Below are 17,608 nucleotides of genomic sequence, written 5' to 3'. Positions count from 1 at the left end.
AGTGAGCCGCTGTAAGAGCGGAGCCAATAGCAGCCCTGACCGAAATAACGGATATGCACACACCACAAGCGAGCAAAAAAAAGCCCCGCGACCGAATGACGGCACGGGGCTAAAAATTGGCTGGATGCGACCAACCAAAGGAGCTCTTTAAGTCAAATCACTTGGCACTGGCAATCGTGGTACTCGGCTGCCACCCACCGCCCAACGCCTTGTAGATCGCCACAATCCCGCGATACAGATCCACCTCGGCCTGAGCCTGGGAGTCCTCGGCGGCCAAACGCTCACGCTGCGCGTCCAGCAACACCAGGAAGTCCACCGTCCCTTCGCGGTAACGAATCTCCGCCAGATCCGCAGCAGCCCGGCTCGACTCACTCTGACGAATCAGCGAGACCAACCGCTGCTGGCGTTTGCCGTAATCACTGAAGGCATTCTCCGATTCTTCCAGCGCCAACAGCACCTGCTGCTCATAAGTCGCCAGGGCGCCATCCGCTTCGGCATCCGCACCACGCAACCTTGCCCGCACACTGCCCAGGTCAAACGCCGCCCAGGTAATGCTCGGACCCAGCGACCAGGCATTAGCAGCCGCCGACCCAATCTGCGAACCCCGCCCAGCGGTAAACCCGAGGAACCCACTGAGGCTCACCCGCGGAAACAGATCAGCCTTGGCCACCCCAATCCGCGCCGTGGCGGCTGCCAACTTACGCTCGGCACTGAGAATGTCCGGACGACGTTGCAGCAGTTGCCCCGGATCACCAATCGGCAACGCCTTGGCAATCGCCGGCAAATCTTTCGGGCTCAAATCCACGCTCAACTTGTCCGGCCGCTCACCGAGCAGGGTAGCGATACGATTACGCTCGCGAACTTCCTCGGCCTGCAGCTGCGGCACACTGGCTTCTACAGCCGCCAGACGCGCATCGGCCCGTACCACATCGAGTTGATCGCCCACACCGGCGTCCCGCAGGCTGACGGTGATACCGCGCGAATCCTCCTGGTTCTTCAGGTTGGCCACCGCGATTTTTTCGCGCAGTTGCGCGCCCCGCAGTTGACCGTAAGCGTCCACCAGCTCGGCAATCATCGTCACTTGCAGCTGATACAAGTCAGCTTCGGCAACCTGTTGGTCAGCGTCGCTGGCCTCCAGGTTGCGGCGGATGCGGCCGAACAAGTCGACTTCCCAGGCCATGTCCAGGCCCAGGTCATAACGCTCACTGTTGACGCGTTTGGTGGTCTGGCCCGGAATCTGGCCTTTGCCCACATCGCTGCTGACACGGCTGGTGATCACCGGCATCACGTCATTGGCAGCGTCGTCACGAATCGCCCGGGCTGCCCGCAGGCGGGCAAATGCCACCCGCAGGTCACGGTTACCGTTCAGGGACTGAGTCACCAACTGGTTAAGGGTCGGGTCCTCGAACTGTTGCCACCAGATGCCTTCGAACTTCGCGTGGTCGTACTGCTTGGCATCGGCGGCGGCCGTTACGTTGGCCGCCTCCAGTGGCTGGGTTTTATAGTCCGGGCCCACGGCACAGGCGCTCAGCGCCAGTACCAGCAAGCTCGGCAAAAATACTTTCACGCTCATTGCTGTGTCTCCAGCTTCAAGGCCTTGGCCGCTTTGCGCGCTTCACCGCGTTCAACAAACCGGCGGATCAGTACATAGAACACTGGCGTCAGCAGCAGACCGAAGAAGGTCACGCCGATCATCCCGGAGAACACCGCCACACCCATGGCATGGCGCATCTCGGCACCGGCACCGCTGGACATCACCAGAGGCACTACACCCATGATGAAGGCGAACGAGGTCATCAGGATCGGCCGCAGACGCAGACGGCAGGCTTCCAGTACCGCAGCGAGCGGATCGAGGCCTTCCTGCTGTTTATCCTTGGCGAACTCGACGATCAGAATCGCGTTCTTACAGGCCAGGCCCACCAGGACGATCAGGCCGATCTGGGTAAAGATGTTGTTGTCGCCGCCAGAGATAATCACCCCGGTGATGGCCGACAACAGGGTCATCGGTACGATCAGGATCACCGCCAGTGGCAGGCTCCAGCTTTCGTATTGGGCGGCCAGTACCAGGAACGCCAGCAGTACGCAGAGCGGGAACACGAACAGCGCAGTGTTGCCCGAGAGGATTTGCTGATAGGTCAGGTCGGTCCACTCGTAGGTCATGCCGTTGGGCAGTTCGTCTTTCAACAGTTTCTCGATCGCCGCCTGGGCCTGGCCGGAGCTGTAGCCCGGTGCGGCGTTGCCGTTGATCTCGGCGGTGATGAAGCCGTTGTAGTGCATCACGCGGTCCGGGCCCGAGGTGTCGCTGACCTTGATGAAGGTCGCCAGGGGAATCATCTCGCCTTTGTTGTTGCGCACTTTCAGCTGGCCGATCTGGTCTTCATCCTGGCGGAACTGTTGCTCAGCCTGCACGTTGACCTGATAGGTGCGCCCGAAGCGGTTGAAGTCGTTGGCATACAACGAGCCCAGGTAGATCTGCAGGGTGTCGAAGATGTCGCTGATCGCCACGCCATGGGTCTTGGCCTTTTCGCGGTCGATGGCAGCATCGACCTGGGGCACGTTGACCGTGTAGCTGGTGAACAGGCCGAACAACTCAGGTACGCCACGGCTCTTGGTAATGATGTTCTGCACTTCTTTGTACAGCTCGTCGTAACCCAGGTTGCCACGGTCTTCGACCTGCAGGCGGAACCCGCCGATCGTACCCAGGCCCTGTACCGGCGGCGGTGGGAAGATCGCCATGTAGGCTTCCTGGATGCTGCTGTACTTGCCGTTCAGTGCACCGGCAATCGCACCGGCAGACAGGCTCGGGTCTTTACGCTCATCGAACGGCTTCAAGGTCACGAACACGATGCCGTTGTTCGGGCTGTTGGTAAAACCGTTGATCGACAAGCCGGGGAAGGCAATCGCGCTTTCCACGCCGGGCTGTTTCATCGCAATGTCGGACATGCGCTTGATCACGTCTTCGGTACGGTCCAGGCTCGCGGCGTCCGGCAATTGCGCGAAGGCCACCAGGTATTGCTTGTCCTGGGCCGGTACGAAACCGGTCGGCGTGTGGGCAAAGCCCATCCAGGTCAGGACCATCAGGCCGGCGTACAGGAACAGCGCGATACCACTGCCGCGGATCACCCGGCGTACCGTGCCGACGTAACCATGGCTGGCCTTGTCGAAGAAGCGGTTGAACGGTTTGAACAACCAGCCGCCCAGCATCCTGTCGAGGAACCTGGAGAACCCGTCTTTCGGAGCGTTGTGGCCTTTGAGCAATACCGCTGCCAGTGCGGGCGACAGGGTCAGCGAGTTGAACGCCGAGATCACGGTCGAGATCGCAATGGTCAAGGCGAACTGCTTGTAGAACTGGCCGGTCAAGCCGCTGATAAATGCCGCTGGAATGAACACCGCACACAGTACCAACGCGGTCGCGATGATCGGGCCGGTTACTTCGCTCATGGCCTTTTCAGTGGCCGGGAACGGTTCCAGGCCCAATTCGATGTTCCGTTCGACGTTCTCCACCACCACGATGGCGTCGTCCACCACGATACCGATCGCCAACACCAGCCCGAACAGCGACAGCGCGTTGAGCGAGAAGCCAAACAGGTGCATCACCGCAAAGGTACCGATCAACGATACCGGCACCGCCACCAATGGAATGATCGACGCACGCCAGGTCTGCAGGAACAGGATCACCACCAGCACCACCAGGATCAGTGCTTCGAACAGGGTGTGAACCACGGCCTCGATGGAGCCACGTACGAAGACGGTAGGGTCATAGGCGATGCGGTAATCCATGCCCTCCGGGAAGCTCTGTTTCAGCTCCGCCATCTTGGCGCGCACTTCATTGGAGATGTCGATTGCGTTGGAGCCCGGGCGCTGGAAGATCGGGATCGCCACGGCCGGCTGGTTGTCGATCAACGAGCGCAGGGCGTACTGGCTGGAACCCAGCTCAACCCGTGCAATGTCCTTCAAACGCGTGATTTCGCCGTTGGCGCCGGCACGGATGACGATATTCTCGAACTCTTCCTCAGTGACCAGTCGGCCCTGGGTGTTGACCGACAGCTGGAAGCTGGTGTCATTTGGCGCAGGTTGCGCGCCCAAGGCACCGGCCGCCACCTGGCGGTTCTGTTCGCGAATGGCCGTGACCACGTCGGTGGCGGTCAGGTTGCGCGAGGCGGTCTTGTTCGGGTCCAGCCACACACGCAGGGAGTAATCGCCCATGCCGAACAGCTGCACATCACCCACGCCGCCCAGCCGTGCCAGCTCATCCTTGATATTGAGGATCGCGTAGTTGGACAGGTAGAGCATGTTGTAGCGCTGGTCGGGGGAGGTGATGTGCACCACCATGGTCAGGTCGGGAGAGGCCTTGTCCACGGTAATACCGATGCGCGTCACTTCCTCGGGCAGTTTGGGCTGAGTCCGGGTTACCCGGTTCTGCACCTGTACCTGCGCGTTATCCAGGTCGGTGCCCAGGGCGAAGGTGATGGTCAGGGTCAGCTTGCCGTCGGCGGTTGACTGCGAGGACATGTACAGCATGTTCTCGACGCCGGTGATGGCTTGCTCCAGAGGCGCGGCCACGGTTTCACCGATGACCTTGGGGTTGGCGCCCGGGAAGTTGGCACGGACCACGACGGTCGGCGGCACCACTTCCGGGTATTCACTGATCGGCAGCTGGAACAGTGAAATCGCGCCGGCGATCAGGATCAACAGCGACAGCACCGCTGCGAAGATCGGCCGCGAAATGAAGAACTTGGAAAAATTCATCTTGAGTCGTATCCCTTAACCGCGTGGAGTCGCTGTACTTGCGAGCTTGGGCGCGGCTTTATCCGGCGCCACTTGCTCCAGGTTGCTGGCTTCAAGCGCTTGTCGTTGTTGTGCCAAGGCGGCGAGGGTTTCCTTGCTGGCCATCGGGATGGTTTCCGGTGCAACCGGCGACCCCGGGCGAACGCGCTGCAAACCCTTGACGATGATCGTGTCGTCCTTGGTCAGGCCGCTGCGCACGATGCGCAAACCTTCGATCTTCGGACCCAGCTCCACCGCGCGGTAGGCAGGCTTGTCGCCGTCCATCACCAGTACGAACTTCTTGCCCAGGTCGGTGCCCACGGCTTCGTCGCTGATCAGCACGGCGGAGTAGGTGCCACTGCCTACCAGCTTCAGGCGCGCATACAGGCCTGGGGTGTATTCGCCCTTGCTGTTATCAAACACGGCGCGACCACGAATGGTGCCGGTGGCCGGGTTGACCTGGTTGTCGACGAAGTTCATCTGGCCCAGGTGCGGGTTGCCGTCTTCATTGGACAGGCCCAGGTACACCGGGGTAGTCGCGCCACGGCGACCCTGGCGCGCGAGTTCGGTGTACTTGAGGTACACACGTTCATCGGCGTCGAAGTAGGCGTAGACCTTGTCGGTGGACACCACGCTGGTCAGCGCGGTGACATCGGCGGTCACCAGGTTGCCGGCGGTGATCTCGGCACGGCTGACGCGGCCGCTGATGGGCGAGCTGACACGGGTGAAGCTCAGGTTCAGCTTGGCCAGGTCCAACTGCGCCTGGATGCCGGCGACAGTCGCATGGGCTTCCTGGGCGGCGGTGGTGCGCGAGTCGGCCAGCTCGGCGGAGATCGCATTGCTCTGGCGCAGGCGTTCGCCGCGCTGGGCTTCGTTATCGCTGCGGGTGGCGGCGGCCTTGGTTTGTGCGAGTTGTGCTTCGAGGCGGCGCACCTCAGCCTGGAATGGGCGTGGGTCGATCTGGAACAACAGGTCGCCCTTCTTGACCAAGGCACCTTCGGTGAAGGCGACCTGATCAATCTGGCCCGACACGCGCGGACGGATCTGCACGGTTTCCGGCGCTTCGAGCCGGCCGGTGAATTCGTCCCACTCATTGACCGGTTGTTCCAGCACCTTGGCCACGCTGACGTGGCTTGGTGGCATGGCGGCTGCCTGTTCGGGCGCTTTGCCGCAGGCGCTCATCACCATCACGGCCAAAATGGCCAAGGGATAGCGCAAATGTTTGAGTGACTGTTCCATGAGGTGCATCCGCCAATGTATTTAAGATGGGCGGATCATGCTCGGCAGGGTGCTATCTCACGAATCGAATGAAACAAAGGTAACTATCATTCGGAATGATATAAGCGTAAAGCGAGCCCTCTAGCATGGGGCTTTCGTTAGGAAGCTATCAATGCTGTTGATGACAAAGGACTGTTGCGCAAGATGCAAGGAACAGCGCGCCGCATAAATTGTCGGGCGTGTCTGCTATTCAAATGTACAGAGCGCCGGGTTGGTTGCCGTGCATTCGTTGCCTGACCATGCGCTGCCCAGAGGCCTGGCATTGAGCTGGTTTTTCAGGGTCATGCTTACCGGTTCATGGTTCTGATCCAGGTAGTGGCATGCCACAGATGACTGGCCCTGGCTGCTTTGGATCACCGCCTTTTCAAAGTGGACCTGGTGCAGGTCCTTCTGCTCTGTCATCGGGTTTTGCCCAGTCCATTGCCGACCGTCCGGGCCGGACGCAGTGTAGGCGACCACTTCCCCGGTCGGCGTCTTTTTGAACGCGTCTTTAAGGGCATGGGTGGGCGGGCAGGCACCAGTGCCAGCGTAGACGTTGCCCATCAACGCCATCAGGGTAATCACGAGGGCTGAGGTTTTCCTGAGCTGCCTGTTCATCACGCGTGCTCCTGGTCTGGAGTAACTGTGAGGTAAAGACTAGCCCAAACAGGCAACGCCGGAAGGTGCTAAATCCACACGTCGTTGATTGCCGTGCGCTCGCCACCCTCGCTGCCGGTGTTCAGCACGCCGCAGGGTTCGATCAACAGCAACTTCACCTCACCCAATGCGTGCGGCTTGTGCTCGACGCCCTTGGGCACCACGTACATTTCCCCTTGGCCGATGGTCACCGCGCCGTCGCGGAAGTCGATGCGCAGGGTGCCTTCGAGGACGATAAAGGTTTCATCGGTGTCGGCATGGTCGTGCCAGATGAAGTCACCTTCAATCTTCACCACCTTGAACTGGTAGTCGTTCATCAGCGCGACGACCTTGGGCGCCCATTGCTCGCTGAACAGGGCGTATTTCTGGGCGAAGTTGATCGAGGCGTAATTCGTCGAAGTGTGGGAGGCGGGCATTGTAGGTTCCAGGGTTTCAGGACATTGGAGCCTTAAGTTAGGCCTAACGGCCGGCCGGATATTGAATGATCGTGCAGTGACAGCTCATCCACTATCCGCTCGATCAACACCCTGACCCGGCGCGGTTGAACCCGTGTCGGCGGATAGACGATGTTCAGCGCGGTACTGCCCAAATCATAGTCAGCCAGCAGCTCGACCAATCGCCCGGCCTCAAGGTCGGCGCGCACGTCCCACACCGATTTCAGGCAAATGCCATGGCCCGCCAGGCACCACTGGCGTACCAGCGCACCGTCGTTCGCCACCCGCCGGCCCTGGACCAGCACCCGATGGGCGTGCCCGTGCCGCTTGAAGGTCCATTCCCGCGAAATATTGATGCCGAAGCGCATCACCAGGCACTCGTGGCGCGCCAGCTCCTCGGGGTGTCGGGGCGTACCATTGAGCGCCAGATAGTGGGGTGACGCACACAGCACGCGACGGTTTTCGCCAATCGGCCTGGCATGCAGGGTGCTGTCCGCCAGTTCGCCGTAGCGCACCGCGAAATCGATGCCCTGGCTCACCGGATCGGCGTAGCCGTCGCTCAGGTTCAGGTCAATGCTGATCTCGGGATACTCCAGCATGAATGCGGCAAGGATCGGTTCGATGTATTGGCGCCCGAGGTCTTCCGGGGCGCTGAGGCGAATCGGCCCGGACAGGGTGTGGGTGCCATGGCGAATGCTGCTGTGCAGCTCGTTGGCCTCTGCCAGCAAGCGGCGGGCGCCTTCCACCAGCAAGCGGCCTTCGTCCGTCAGGTTGATCGCCCGGGTGGTGCGGTTGAGCAGGCTGGCGCCATAGAAACCCTCCAACTGCGCGAGCCTTTCCGAGACAGAGGCGGGTGACAGTCCCAGCTCTCTACCCGCTGCCGACAACCCGCCTTTTTCCACAATCAGCAAAAACAACTCAAGGTTCTTCAGCAGCATTGTTCGGTATTTCCGAAAGTGGTTTTTGATTTCGACTCAATTATCAAGTTAAGCCAAAAGAACTAGTTTTGCATCCATCGTTAACCATCGGAGTGACTGACATGTCATCCAATTCTTCGAAAATGCCCATCCAGGTCTGGGTGCTGACCCTGGCGGCTTTCGCCATCGGCACCGCCGAGTTCGTGATTGCCGGATTACTGACCCAGGTCTCCCACAGCTTGAACATCAGCGAAGGGCAGGCTGGCAGCCTGATTACCGCCTACGCGCTGGCCATCGTGGTCGGAGGCCCGGTGCTGACCATCTGGCTCTCGCGCTACGAAAAACGCACGGTGCTGTGGTTGTTGATGGCGGTGTTCGTCGGCGCCAACGTAATGACTGCCCTCAGCAGCGACTACAGCGTGTTGCTGGTCAGCCGGGCGATTGCCGGGCTGACCCAGGGGCCGTTCTACGGGATCGGCGCGGTGGTCGCGACGCGCCTGGTGGCCAGCGGCATGGAAGGCCGCGCCGTCGGCCAGATGTTTGCCGGGCTGACGTTGGCCAACGTGCTGGGCGTTCCCGCCGGCTCGTGGATTGGCAATCAATATGGCTGGAGCACCGCATTCCTGATAGTCGCCGCGTTGGGCGTGCTCGCGTTGCTGGCAATCATTGTGTCGATCAAGCGCCAGGGCACCGAGCAGTCAGTGTCGTTGATCAACCAGTTGGCGGTGTTCCGTAACCGCAACCTGCTGGCCAGTCTGATGTTCACGGTGCTCGGCTGGGCCGGGTTCATGGCCTTTTATGGCTATATCGCGCCGATCGCCGAACAGGTGGCCGGGTTTGATTCGACGATGCTGACCGCTGTGCTGGTCGTGGTCGGCATTGGCCTGGTAGTCGGCAACAGTCTCGGGGCGCGTACCGCAGACGCCAACTTGCGCTTTTCGCTGATGTTCTGGCCGGCGGCGATGATCGTGACACTGATCGCCGCAGGCCTTGTGGCGCCCTACAAGTGGCCGTTCCTGGTGACCGCGTTCCTCTTCGGTATCGCCTCGTTCGCCAACGTGCCATCCATGCAAATGCGCGTGATGAAGCACGGCGGCAAGGCCCCGGAGCTGGCTGCCACGGCGAATATCTCGGCCTTCAACCTGGCCAACGCCCTGGGCGGCATCATCGGCGGCATCGTGGTGGACAGCCACTGGGGCGCGGCGGCGATTCCGTTTGCGGCTGCGGCGATTCCATTGCTCGGTGTGCTGTTCATTGTTTCCCAGGAAGGCGCGGGTAAAGCCACCCGGCCTGCAGCGATTGCCTGATCCCCTGAATTCAGTATGAGGTGAACCAACATGGACAAAACCGATAACCCGCATCGTCGTACTTTCCTCGCCCAGGCCGGCGCAGGTGCTGCTGTTCTGGCCGCAGGATCGCTGCTCGGCCCGGCCGCTGCCAAAGCTGCGGTGACAGGGCCGGGCAACGCTGCCCCCGCGGCGACTGCCGGCAAGGCAATCGGGCGTTTCTGGCCAGGGGACACCCGGCTGGTGGTGTCCATTTCCATGCAATTCGAGGCAGGCGGCCAACCGCTCAAGGGCACTGACAGTCCGTTTCCCCACGTGGATTTTCCCGACAGTGTTCCGGAGGATGTGGCCACCAATACCTGGTTTGCCTATGGCTACCGTGAAGGTATTCCGCGGATGCTTGATCTCTGGGACCGGCATGGGGTGAAAGTCACCTGCCACATGATCGGCGACGCCGTAAAGCGCAACCCAGCGCTGGCCCGGGAGATCGTCGCCCGTGGGCACGAAGCCTCGGGGCATGGCCCGCACTGGAGCTCGCAATTTGCCATGAGCCGGGATGAAGAGCGCACTTTCCTGCGCCAGGCCGCGAGCATGTTGCAGGACGTCACCGGTCAGCCGGTCACCGGCTACAACTGCAACTGGCTGCGGCGCGGGCCCAATACCTTGTCGTTGTTGCAGGAGCTGGGCTACGTCTATCACATTGATGATGTGAGTCGCGATGAGCCGTTTATCGAGCAGGTCAATGGCAAGGACTTTGTCGTGGTCCCGTATACCCTGCGCAACAACGACATCGTGTTGATTGAGGGGCGCAATTACTCGCCCTCGAAATTCCTTCAACAGGTCAAGCTGGAGTTCGACCAGCTCTACCTGGAAGCCGGAAGCCGACGCCGCATGATGGCGATCAGTGCCCACGATCGCATCAGCGGTACGCCGCAAATGGTCAGGGTCTGGGACGAGTTTCTGCGGTACGCCAACAGCCATCCCGGCGTGGCGTTCATGCGCAAGGACGCCATCGCTCAATACACCTTGAAAAGCCCCCTCAGCCTCAGGGAAAGCGAAACCATCTGAGTTCGTTCTCTTCGCCTTTAAAGGATGTGCCCGTATGCAACGTTCCATTCCCCTTATCGCCGCCGGATTCCTGGCCCTGACCCTCTCCGGCGTGGCGTTTGCCACCACCGAACTGGTGACGCCGGGTGTCCTGGTGGTGGACAAGAGCCTGACCGCCGCGCAACTGAAGATCATGGAAACTGTCGCCCGGCGTTACGACACTTTCTGGAATACCGGTGACGAGAGCCTGGCCCGTGAAGCGCTGGCGCTCAACTTCATCGATAAAACACCGCCCGCCGGGCGCAAACAAGGGCCGGAGGGACCGCTGCTGGCCTCCCGTGCGTTTCGCGGCGCGGTGCCGGACCTGAGCTGTGAAGTAGAGCAAATGATCATTGCCGGCGACCGCGTGGTGGCACATTTGCATTTTCGCGGGCACTTCACCGGTTCCTTTGGTCAGATCAAGGGCACTGGGCAGGTCGTAGACTTTATTGCCACCGACATTTACCAGATCGGCAAGGGCAAGATCGTCGCCAACTGGCACATCGAAGACAACCTGACGCTGATGAAGCAGTTGGGTGCGCTCTGACGGGAGGGCTCTGCACATGACCGTTCACTACCTTGATCACTTCACGCTCCGCACGGAGCATGTCGACGCGACGGTGAGTTTCTATCGTGACGCCCTCGGCCTGGAGGAGGGCTGGCGCCCGGCGTTTCCTTTTCCGGGCAGTTGGCTTTATTCAGCAGGTCGCCCGCTGCTGCATATCGCCAGCCTGCAGGGCAGCGCCGCGCAGCTTGAAACGTATCTTGGGGTGCGTGCTGCCGGCGACGGCTCAAGTGCGCTCGATCACATTGCATTGCGCTGCAATGACCTTGAAACTCACCGGCAACGCCTGCACACGCTAGGGCTGCCTTTTACCGAGCGGGTGGTGCCGGAGCTGTTCGAGCACCAATTGTTTGTCGAAGACCCCAACGGGATCAGGGTCGAGCTGATCTTTGCTTACCCGGCGGCCTGAGGTGGCTGGCCGGATTTCCCGGCCAACTGTTGGCTGGGCAACAGCAGTCGGACAGTTGTGGTTTGGGCGGGACAGCGCAACGTCATCCAATGTTTTCATCTGCTTGATTTTATTCGAAATAATTTATGGCATGGGCTCTGCAATGCACACAGGTGAACCCTTTCACCCGTTGCTCAGCGGAGCCCTGTATGCCTTGCACCTTTTTCTCGCGTTCACGTTACATCTTGCTCGGCGCAGCGTTGTTGCTGGGCCACGCCGCCGTGTCCCAGGCCGCCGAGGGCGATGACGCGGTGCCGTCCCTGGCCGGCAAGCGCATTGCCGTGAGCATGACCGGCACCAGTCACTACTTCGATATCAAGGCCTTCCAGGCCCAGGTCGATGAGATCAAGCGCCTCGGCGGCACGCCGATCACCCTGGATGCAGGGCGCAATGACAAGAACCTGGTGACCCAACTGCAAACCGTGGTCACCCAGAAACCCGATGCGGTGATCCAGACCCTCGGCACCCTGAGCGTGATCGACCCGTGGCTCAAGCGCATCAGCAAGGCCGGCATCCCGCTGTTCACCATCGACGCGCCGTCGCAGTACAGCCTCAACAACACCACCTCGGATAACGTCGCCACCGGCAAGGCCCTGGCCGATCAGTTGATCAAGGATGCCGGCGGCAAGGGCAAGATCCTGGTGTTCAACGGCTTCTACGGCGTGCCGGTGTGCGCGATTCGCTACGACCAGTTGAAGCTGGCGCTCAAGGATCACCCGCAGCTGGAAATCATCGAGCCGCAGCTGCGGGATGTGATCCCCAACACCGTGCAGGATGCCTATTCCCAGGTGTCCGCGTTGCTCAACAAGTACCCGGCCGGCAGTGTCTCGGCGATCTGGGCGGCGTGGGACATTCCGCAACTGGGGGCAAGCAAGGCGTTGATCGACGCCAAGCGCACCGAGATCAAGACCTACGGCGTGGACGGTACGCCGGAGGTACTGGAGCTGCTCGGCCAGGCCAATTCGCCGGTGGGCGCGGTAGTCGCCCAGCAACCGGCGCTGATCGGCAAGACTGCTGTGCAGAACGTGGCCCGCTACCTGGCCGGGCAGCGTGACCTGCCCAAGGAAACCCACGTGCCGACGCTGCTGACCACCGCCGCCAACCTGGCGCAGGTCCAGCAACTGCGGGGTGATTGATGGCCGCGTTGCACTTGCAGCACCTGCGCAAACGCTTCGGCGCCACCCTGGCGCTGGATGATGCGAGCCTGAAGGTCGAGCGCGGCACCATTCACGGCCTGGTGGGCGAGAACGGTGCCGGCAAGTCGACCTTGATCAAGGTCCTGGCGGGGATCCACAAAGCGGACTCGGGGCAGGTGAGCATTGACGGCCAGGTGTACTCCGCACTGTCGCCGCGCCAGGTGGACGCGCTGGGCGTGCAGTTCATCCATCAGGAGCGGCTGTTGCCGGCGAGTTTTACCGTGGGCGAGGCGTTGTTTTTCGGCCATGAATTACGCCGTGGTCCGTTTGTCGACCGGCGCCGGCAGCAGCGCGAGGCCGAGCGCTTGCTGGCGGAATATTTTGAGCTGCAACTGCCGGCCGGGGCACTGGTGGGCGAGCTGAACAGCGCCGAGCGCCAGGTGCTGCAAATCACCCGGGCGTTGATTCGCCAGCCGAAGATCCTGGTGTTCGACGAGCCCAGCGTGGCGCTGGTCAAGCGCGAAGTCGACCAGTTGCTGCGGATCGTCAAGCGCCTGCGGGACCAGGGTTTGTCGATTCTCTACATCTCCCATTACCTGCAGGAAATCGACAGCCTGTGCGATGAAGTGACGGTGTTGCGCAATGGTCGAGATGTGGCCGTGGTAGAGCCACGGCACACCACCAGCGCGCAGATTGCGCGGTTGATGGTCAACCGCGAGGTCCAGGAGATGTACCCCAAGGCGCAGGTGGAGCGCGGCGAACCATTGCTGCAGGTGCGCGGGCTGAGCCTGGCCCGGCGCTACCGGCAGATCGACCTGGAATTGCGTCGGGGCGAGATCGTCGGCCTCACCGGGCTGGTCGGGTCGGGCGCCAAGGACCTGCTCAAGACCCTGTTCGGTGTGGTGCGCGCCGACAGCGGCAGCATTCATCTGGAGGGGCGTTTGTTGCGCCTGCGTTCACCCGGAGAAGCCATTGCCCAAGGGATTGCACTGGTGCCGGAAGAACGCCGCAGCCAGGGGATTTCACCGCTGCTGTCGGTGCTGGAAAACCTCACGCTCGCCGGGCTTGGGCGTTTCAGTCGCTGGGGGTTACTGAGCCAGCGTAAGGAGCAGGCCGAAAGCCTGCGGCTGATCGACGAGTTGGCGATCAAGACGCCGGGCCCGCAGGCTGCCGTCAGCCAGCTCAGCGGCGGCAACCAGCAGAAAGTCGCCCTGGGCAAATGGCTGAGCCGGCGCTCGGCGGTGTACCTGTTGGACGAACCGTGCGTAGGTGTGGACGTCGGCGCCAAGGTCGAGATTTATCGCGTGATCGGGCGGCTGGTGGAAGAGGGCGCAGCGGTGCTGGTGCTGTCTTCGGATTTGCCTGAGCTGCTGGGGATCTGCGACCGCATCCTGGTGTTGCATCGCGGTGAAATAGCCGGGGAGTTCCATGCCGGTGAGGCGGACAGTGATCAACTGTTGGCGTGTGCCACGGGTGCGGTGCAGTCCACAGTGGCTGTGCAGGTGAAACAGGAGGTGGTGCATGTCCCTGCTTGAAGCTGCTACTCCTGGCTTGTCCCAACGGTTATGGGTACTGCTGTTGCGGCGCGGCTCGGTGGGCGTATTCCTCGCGATTTTGCTGGGCTTTGCCGTCGCCGCGCCGAACTTCTTTTCAGTCGGCAATATCGCGAATGTGTTCAGCCAGTCGGCGATCCTCGGCGTACTTGCCTTCGGCCTGACCTGCGTGATTATCGGCGGCGGCTCCAACGTGGTGGCCGGCGGGCTTGATCTGTCGCTGGCAGCCAATTTGGGCTTGTGTGCGGCCGTGTTCAGTCGACTCAACAACGCAGGCCTCGACCTGTGGGCAAGCCTGCTGCTGACCTTGGGTTGCGGCCTGGCGGTGGGCCTGCTCAATGGCCTGGCCGTGGTGGTGCTGCGCTTGCCACCGTTGCTCGCAACGCTGGCAAGCATGAATGTACTGGCCGGGCTGGAGCTGGTCCTCACCGAAAACACCGTGGTCTCGACTGACTCACCGTTGCTCGACCTGCTCAGTGGCGGGACCTGGCTGGGCGTGCCGGCACTCGCCTGGGTGTTGCTGGTGACGGCCTTTGTGTTGACGCTGCTGATCCAGCACACCGCCTATGGGCTGCGCCTGCATGCCGTCGGCGAGTACCCGCACGCCGCCGAGGCCGCCGGGATTCGAGTGCCGGCTTACGTACTCTCCAGTTATTTGCTGTCTGGGCTGTGTGCCGCGGTGGCGGCGTTGTGTTCAGCGGCATTTTTCAGCGGCAGCACCACCGGCTCCGGTGACATGCTGTTGTCGGTGGTCGCCATAGCCTTTCTTGGCGTGGTGTTTTCCCGGCGACTGGTGGCAAGCATCCCCGGCACCTTGCTCGCGACGCTGTTGATCGGCTTTTTGATCAACGGGTTTCAGTTGCTCAACGTATCGAGCTTCTGGGTCAACGGTGTCCAGGGCGTGCTGATTCTGCTGGTGGTCGCCGCTTCCAGCGCATTGAACCGGGGAGAACATTCATGAGTCAGGTATCCATCCTGCAAGCCCATGGCGGCTGGCGTTCGCTGTTGCCCCTGACGTTGCCGCTGGTGTTCGTGGCCATCGTGGTGGTGTTTGCCTGGCAGGCCCCGGGGTTTCTCAGTGGCGGCAACCTGAAAAGCCTGGTGCTGAATAACTTCGTGCTGCTGGCGATTGTTGCGATCGGCATGACCTATGCGGTGGCGGCCGGTGGCATCGATCTGTCGGTAGGCACCGCGCTGGATTTCGCCAGCTTCAGCTTCGTGGTGTTGCTTAACGCCGGGCACGGGCTGGGTGTGGCGATTGCCGGTGCGTTGGCCGCCGGGCTGCTGGTAGGACTGTTCAATGCCGGCTTGATCGCGGGGCTGCGGATCAGCCCGTTCCTGGCCACCCTCGGCACCTTGTTTATCGGCACCAGTGCCCAGCAACTGCTCTCGGACGGCGGCCAGCCAATTTATATCGCCCAGGGTTTCAAGCCGGAACTGGCGAGCTTCAGCCCGTTGGGCGTGCCCTTGCCGCTGTTGATCGTGCTGGTATTGGCCGTGGTCTACGGCCTGTTGCTGGCCCGTGGACGCCTGGGGCGCGAACTGCTGGCCCAGGGTACCCAGCCGCTGCTGGCGTATTACTCGGGGTTGTCGGTGCGGCGCATCGTCACCACCACGGTGCTGGCGGCGGCGCTGGCGTGCGCGGTGGCGGGGATCCTGCTCAGTTCGACGGTGAGCGCCTACGTGCCGCTGTCGGGCAATGCGTTCCTGCTGAATGCGATTGGTGCGGTGTTTATCGGCACCACATTGAACCGCCAGGGCCGCGCGAATATTCCGGGCACGTTGCTGGGGGTGCTGTTCATCAACGTCATCGCCAATGGCTTGCTGTTGATCGGCTGGAACTTCTACTGGCAGCAGGTGGCAACCGGCGTGCTGATTTTTATCGTGCTGGCCTTCAGTTTTGTCAGCCGCAGGATTGCGCAGAACACCTGAGGCGCGGCGCCCCAGGTGCGGGCCTGCCCTTTACTTTTCCCAGTCGGCCTTGGCAATCAACAGGCCATGGTTGCCGTTATAGGCGGCGCGCTCGGGTTGTTTCCAGCCCTCCAGCAGCGCGTCGTCGAGGCGGTAGATTTCCACCCCCAGCGGACGGCAGACCTTCAACGGGTCTTCCGCATCCGGGCCCCACATCGGCAGCGACAGGTCGCCACCGGGGCAGGTGGAGAGGGCACACAGCAGGTCGATTTCGGCGAAGAACTCCAGATAGTCGCCCTGCTTGGCCGGGCAGGCTTTCATGAAGTACATGTCGTCGTGATTGAGGCCGGTGCACTGGAAAATGTTCAGCACGTCGTGCACGTCGAACTCGGTCAGGCCATGGGGCAGCACGGCGCGGGTCAGGTTGGAGTGGCAGTGGTGGTGGAAGTCTTCGCCCGTGAGCATCTTGTTCACGTAAGGGTCGCAGCGCGTGCCCAGCAAGTCATGCAGGCGCCCGCCGTGTTCGTCGATGCCATAGCCGGCCAGGCTGTCATCGGTGATGGTGACCATCGGCCGCAAAAACGGCAGGTTCGACCACAGGCGGTCGTAGGTGGTGACGTGCGCGCCTTGCAGCTGGCGGGTGCGTGCCGCCCACATGCGTTCGCGGGGGTCGTTGGCGCTCCACGCGTTGAAGTCGCCGACCTGCGGGCCAACCGGCGTGGTCACGCGGAACACATGGCCTGCCGGTACTTTCCAGGCGCGGCCGGTGCGGATCGGCACTTCGAATTGCTCGATCAGGGTGCGCCCGTCCCGGGACTCGCGCACGCGGTCATAGAAGGCTTTGTCGACCTGCAAGGCAGCGCCTTTGCTGACTTGGTAGGCCGCTGGGTAGTCCTTGTACATGGTGGGTCCTCGCTTCAGGGTTTTGGAATGCTGCTCAGGATGTCCAGCAGCAGCGATTCGGAGTCATTGAGGTAGCTGGCCAGGGCTTCGCCGGCGGCTTGCTTGTGGCCGTCAACCAGCAAGTCGTGAATCTGCCGGTCGCGCTCCAGCCAGGGCTTCTGGAAGGTTTCCTCGCTGGGCGCGTTGGAAAACACCAGGCGCATCTGGGCTGCAATATGGGTAAAAAACTCGTCCAGCAACGGGCTGCGCATCAGCCCGACAATGTGTTGATGAAAGCGCAGGCTGTGGGTGCCGAAGGCTTGCCAGTTCTCGCGGTCCTGGGCCAGTTGCGCAGCCTCGATGGACTCCAGCATCAGGTCGGACTGGTATTCGCGCAGCGGCTTGCTGGCGGCGATGGCCTGCAGCTCCAGGGTGCGTCGCACCTTGAAGATGTCACGCACTTCCTCCACCCCCAGGCGGCGCACGATCACGCCTTTGTTGCGCACGTAGCTGGTCAGGCCTTCGCGGCCCAGGTGGTGCAAGGCTTCACGCACCGTGTTGCGCGAGGCGTTGTAGGCGTTCACCAGTTCGCTTTCCACCAGCGGCATGCCGGGCAGCAGGCGGCCGCCGATGATGTCTTCGCGCAGTTCGATGGCAACCTGGTCGGCCAGCGACAGGCTGGGTTCCTTGGCTTGGCTCACGTCGGGGC

At 61.8% G+C, this 17,608-nt stretch carries 16 protein-coding genes; 8 read left to right on the top strand and 8 right to left on the bottom strand.

The window, feature by feature from the left end:
- Positions 1 to 157: 157 nt before the first annotated feature.
- The 6 genes from HX801_RS05440 to HX801_RS05415 all read right to left on the bottom strand — a co-directional run bounded on the left by HX801_RS05440 (position 158) and on the right by HX801_RS05415 (position 8,053).
- The gene (locus HX801_RS05440; RefSeq protein ID WP_177021737.1) at positions 158 to 1,573 is read right to left on the bottom strand and encodes an efflux transporter outer membrane subunit; all 1,416 of its coding nucleotides are present in this window, start codon (positions 1,571 to 1,573) and stop codon (positions 158 to 160) included.
- Positions 1,570 to 4,749 carry an efflux RND transporter permease subunit gene (locus HX801_RS05435; protein WP_003210869.1) on the bottom strand — a complete coding sequence of 1,060 codons (3,180 nt, stop codon included), beginning with the start codon at positions 4,747 to 4,749 and terminating at the stop codon, positions 1,570 to 1,572. Before HX801_RS05435 ends, HX801_RS05440 begins: the two co-directional genes overlap by 4 nt.
- Before the next feature lie 15 nt (positions 4,750 to 4,764).
- The gene (mexE, locus tag HX801_RS05430; RefSeq protein ID WP_008433857.1) at positions 4,765 to 6,006 is read right to left on the bottom strand and encodes a multidrug efflux RND transporter periplasmic adaptor subunit MexE; all 1,242 of its coding nucleotides are present in this window, start codon (positions 6,004 to 6,006) and stop codon (positions 4,765 to 4,767) included.
- Positions 6,007 to 6,231: 225 nt separating this feature from the next.
- Positions 6,232 to 6,642, bottom strand: a complete 411-nt coding sequence (locus HX801_RS05425) for a DUF3757 domain-containing protein (RefSeq protein WP_177021736.1) — start codon at positions 6,640 to 6,642, stop codon at positions 6,232 to 6,234.
- A 68-nt stretch (positions 6,643 to 6,710) separates the two neighbouring features.
- Positions 6,711 to 7,097, bottom strand: a complete 387-nt coding sequence (locus tag HX801_RS05420) for a cupin domain-containing protein (RefSeq protein ID WP_177021735.1) — start codon at positions 7,095 to 7,097, stop codon at positions 6,711 to 6,713.
- A 32-nt stretch (positions 7,098 to 7,129) separates the two neighbouring features.
- Complete coding sequence (locus HX801_RS05415) at positions 7,130 to 8,053, bottom strand: LysR family transcriptional regulator (protein WP_177021734.1); 924 nt, start codon at positions 8,051 to 8,053, stop codon at positions 7,130 to 7,132.
- A gap of 101 nt (positions 8,054 to 8,154) precedes the next feature.
- Here HX801_RS05415 and HX801_RS05410 point away from each other — a divergent pair, with 101 nt between their 5' ends.
- The 8 genes from HX801_RS05410 to HX801_RS05375 all read left to right on the top strand — a co-directional run bounded on the left by HX801_RS05410 (position 8,155) and on the right by HX801_RS05375 (position 16,038).
- Positions 8,155 to 9,339: an MFS transporter gene (locus HX801_RS05410; protein ID WP_177009928.1), complete on the top strand. Its 1,185-nt coding sequence runs from the start codon at positions 8,155 to 8,157 to the stop codon at positions 9,337 to 9,339.
- A 30-nt stretch (positions 9,340 to 9,369) separates the two neighbouring features.
- On the top strand, positions 9,370 to 10,386 hold the full coding sequence (locus HX801_RS05405; protein ID WP_177021733.1) for a polysaccharide deacetylase family protein: 1,017 nt from the start codon (positions 9,370 to 9,372) through the stop codon (positions 10,384 to 10,386).
- Between the two features lie 34 nt (positions 10,387 to 10,420).
- Positions 10,421 to 10,951, top strand: coding sequence for an ester cyclase (locus HX801_RS05400; RefSeq protein ID WP_177021732.1), 531 nt, complete (start codon positions 10,421 to 10,423; stop codon positions 10,949 to 10,951).
- A 16-nt stretch (positions 10,952 to 10,967) separates the two neighbouring features.
- Positions 10,968 to 11,378: a VOC family protein gene (locus HX801_RS05395; protein WP_177021731.1), complete on the top strand. Its 411-nt coding sequence runs from the start codon at positions 10,968 to 10,970 to the stop codon at positions 11,376 to 11,378.
- Positions 11,379 to 11,566: 188 nt separating this feature from the next.
- Complete coding sequence (locus HX801_RS05390) at positions 11,567 to 12,553, top strand: sugar ABC transporter substrate-binding protein (protein WP_177021730.1); 987 nt, start codon at positions 11,567 to 11,569, stop codon at positions 12,551 to 12,553.
- Positions 12,553 to 14,088, top strand: a complete 1,536-nt coding sequence (locus HX801_RS05385) for a sugar ABC transporter ATP-binding protein (protein WP_177021729.1) — start codon at positions 12,553 to 12,555, stop codon at positions 14,086 to 14,088. Before HX801_RS05390 ends, HX801_RS05385 begins: the two co-directional genes overlap by 1 nt.
- Positions 14,075 to 15,067 (top strand): ABC transporter permease, encoded by a 993-nt coding sequence (locus HX801_RS05380; protein ID WP_102369138.1) that lies wholly within the window; start codon positions 14,075 to 14,077, stop codon positions 15,065 to 15,067. The genes HX801_RS05385 and HX801_RS05380 overlap by 14 nt, the downstream gene beginning before the upstream one ends.
- Positions 15,064 to 16,038, top strand: a complete 975-nt coding sequence (locus HX801_RS05375) for an ABC transporter permease (protein WP_177021728.1) — start codon at positions 15,064 to 15,066, stop codon at positions 16,036 to 16,038. The genes HX801_RS05380 and HX801_RS05375 overlap by 4 nt, the downstream gene beginning before the upstream one ends.
- Before the next feature lie 30 nt (positions 16,039 to 16,068).
- On the opposite strand, the gene HX801_RS05370 is transcribed toward HX801_RS05375, so the two are convergent.
- Both HX801_RS05370 and HX801_RS05365 read right to left on the bottom strand, forming a co-directional pair.
- Positions 16,069 to 16,920: a DUF1989 domain-containing protein gene (locus HX801_RS05370; protein WP_177021727.1), complete on the bottom strand. Its 852-nt coding sequence runs from the start codon at positions 16,918 to 16,920 to the stop codon at positions 16,069 to 16,071.
- A gap of 14 nt (positions 16,921 to 16,934) precedes the next feature.
- Entirely contained in the window at positions 16,935 to 17,600 is a 666-nt protein-coding gene (locus HX801_RS05365) for a GntR family transcriptional regulator (RefSeq protein WP_003210850.1), read from the bottom strand.
- Between the last annotated feature and the right edge of the window lie 8 nt (positions 17,601 to 17,608).

This window comes from Pseudomonas sp. G1002 (assembly GCF_013385455.1).
Classification (GTDB): domain Bacteria; phylum Pseudomonadota; class Gammaproteobacteria; order Pseudomonadales; family Pseudomonadaceae; genus Aquipseudomonas.
This window is presented reverse-complemented; position numbering and strand designations above follow the sequence as displayed.

Bases quoted from the DNA above. Each gene is read 5' to 3' on its own strand.
- HX801_RS05440 (WP_177021737.1), bottom strand. From the start codon at position 1,573: ATGAGCGTGAAAGTATTTTTGCCGAGCTTGCTGGTACTGGCGCTGAGC.
- HX801_RS05435 (WP_003210869.1), bottom strand. From the start codon at position 4,749: ATGAATTTTTCCAAGTTCTTCATTTCGCGGCCGATCTTCGCAGCGGTG.
- mexE (WP_008433857.1), bottom strand. From the start codon at position 6,006: ATGGAACAGTCACTCAAACATTTGCGCTATCCCTTGGCCATTTTGGCC.
- HX801_RS05425 (WP_177021736.1), bottom strand. From the start codon at position 6,642: ATGAACAGGCAGCTCAGGAAAACCTCAGCCCTCGTGATTACCCTGATG.
- HX801_RS05420 (WP_177021735.1), bottom strand. From the start codon at position 7,097: ATGCCCGCCTCCCACACTTCGACGAATTACGCCTCGATCAACTTCGCC.
- HX801_RS05415 (WP_177021734.1), bottom strand. From the start codon at position 8,053: ATGCTGCTGAAGAACCTTGAGTTGTTTTTGCTGATTGTGGAAAAAGGC.
- HX801_RS05410 (WP_177009928.1), top strand. From the start codon at position 8,155: ATGTCATCCAATTCTTCGAAAATGCCCATCCAGGTCTGGGTGCTGACC.
- HX801_RS05405 (WP_177021733.1), top strand. From the start codon at position 9,370: ATGGACAAAACCGATAACCCGCATCGTCGTACTTTCCTCGCCCAGGCC.
- HX801_RS05400 (WP_177021732.1), top strand. From the start codon at position 10,421: ATGCAACGTTCCATTCCCCTTATCGCCGCCGGATTCCTGGCCCTGACC.
- HX801_RS05395 (WP_177021731.1), top strand. From the start codon at position 10,968: ATGACCGTTCACTACCTTGATCACTTCACGCTCCGCACGGAGCATGTC.
- HX801_RS05390 (WP_177021730.1), top strand. From the start codon at position 11,567: ATGCCTTGCACCTTTTTCTCGCGTTCACGTTACATCTTGCTCGGCGCA.
- HX801_RS05385 (WP_177021729.1), top strand. From the start codon at position 12,553: ATGGCCGCGTTGCACTTGCAGCACCTGCGCAAACGCTTCGGCGCCACC.
- HX801_RS05380 (WP_102369138.1), top strand. From the start codon at position 14,075: ATGTCCCTGCTTGAAGCTGCTACTCCTGGCTTGTCCCAACGGTTATGG.
- HX801_RS05375 (WP_177021728.1), top strand. From the start codon at position 15,064: ATGAGTCAGGTATCCATCCTGCAAGCCCATGGCGGCTGGCGTTCGCTG.
- HX801_RS05370 (WP_177021727.1), bottom strand. From the start codon at position 16,920: ATGTACAAGGACTACCCAGCGGCCTACCAAGTCAGCAAAGGCGCTGCC.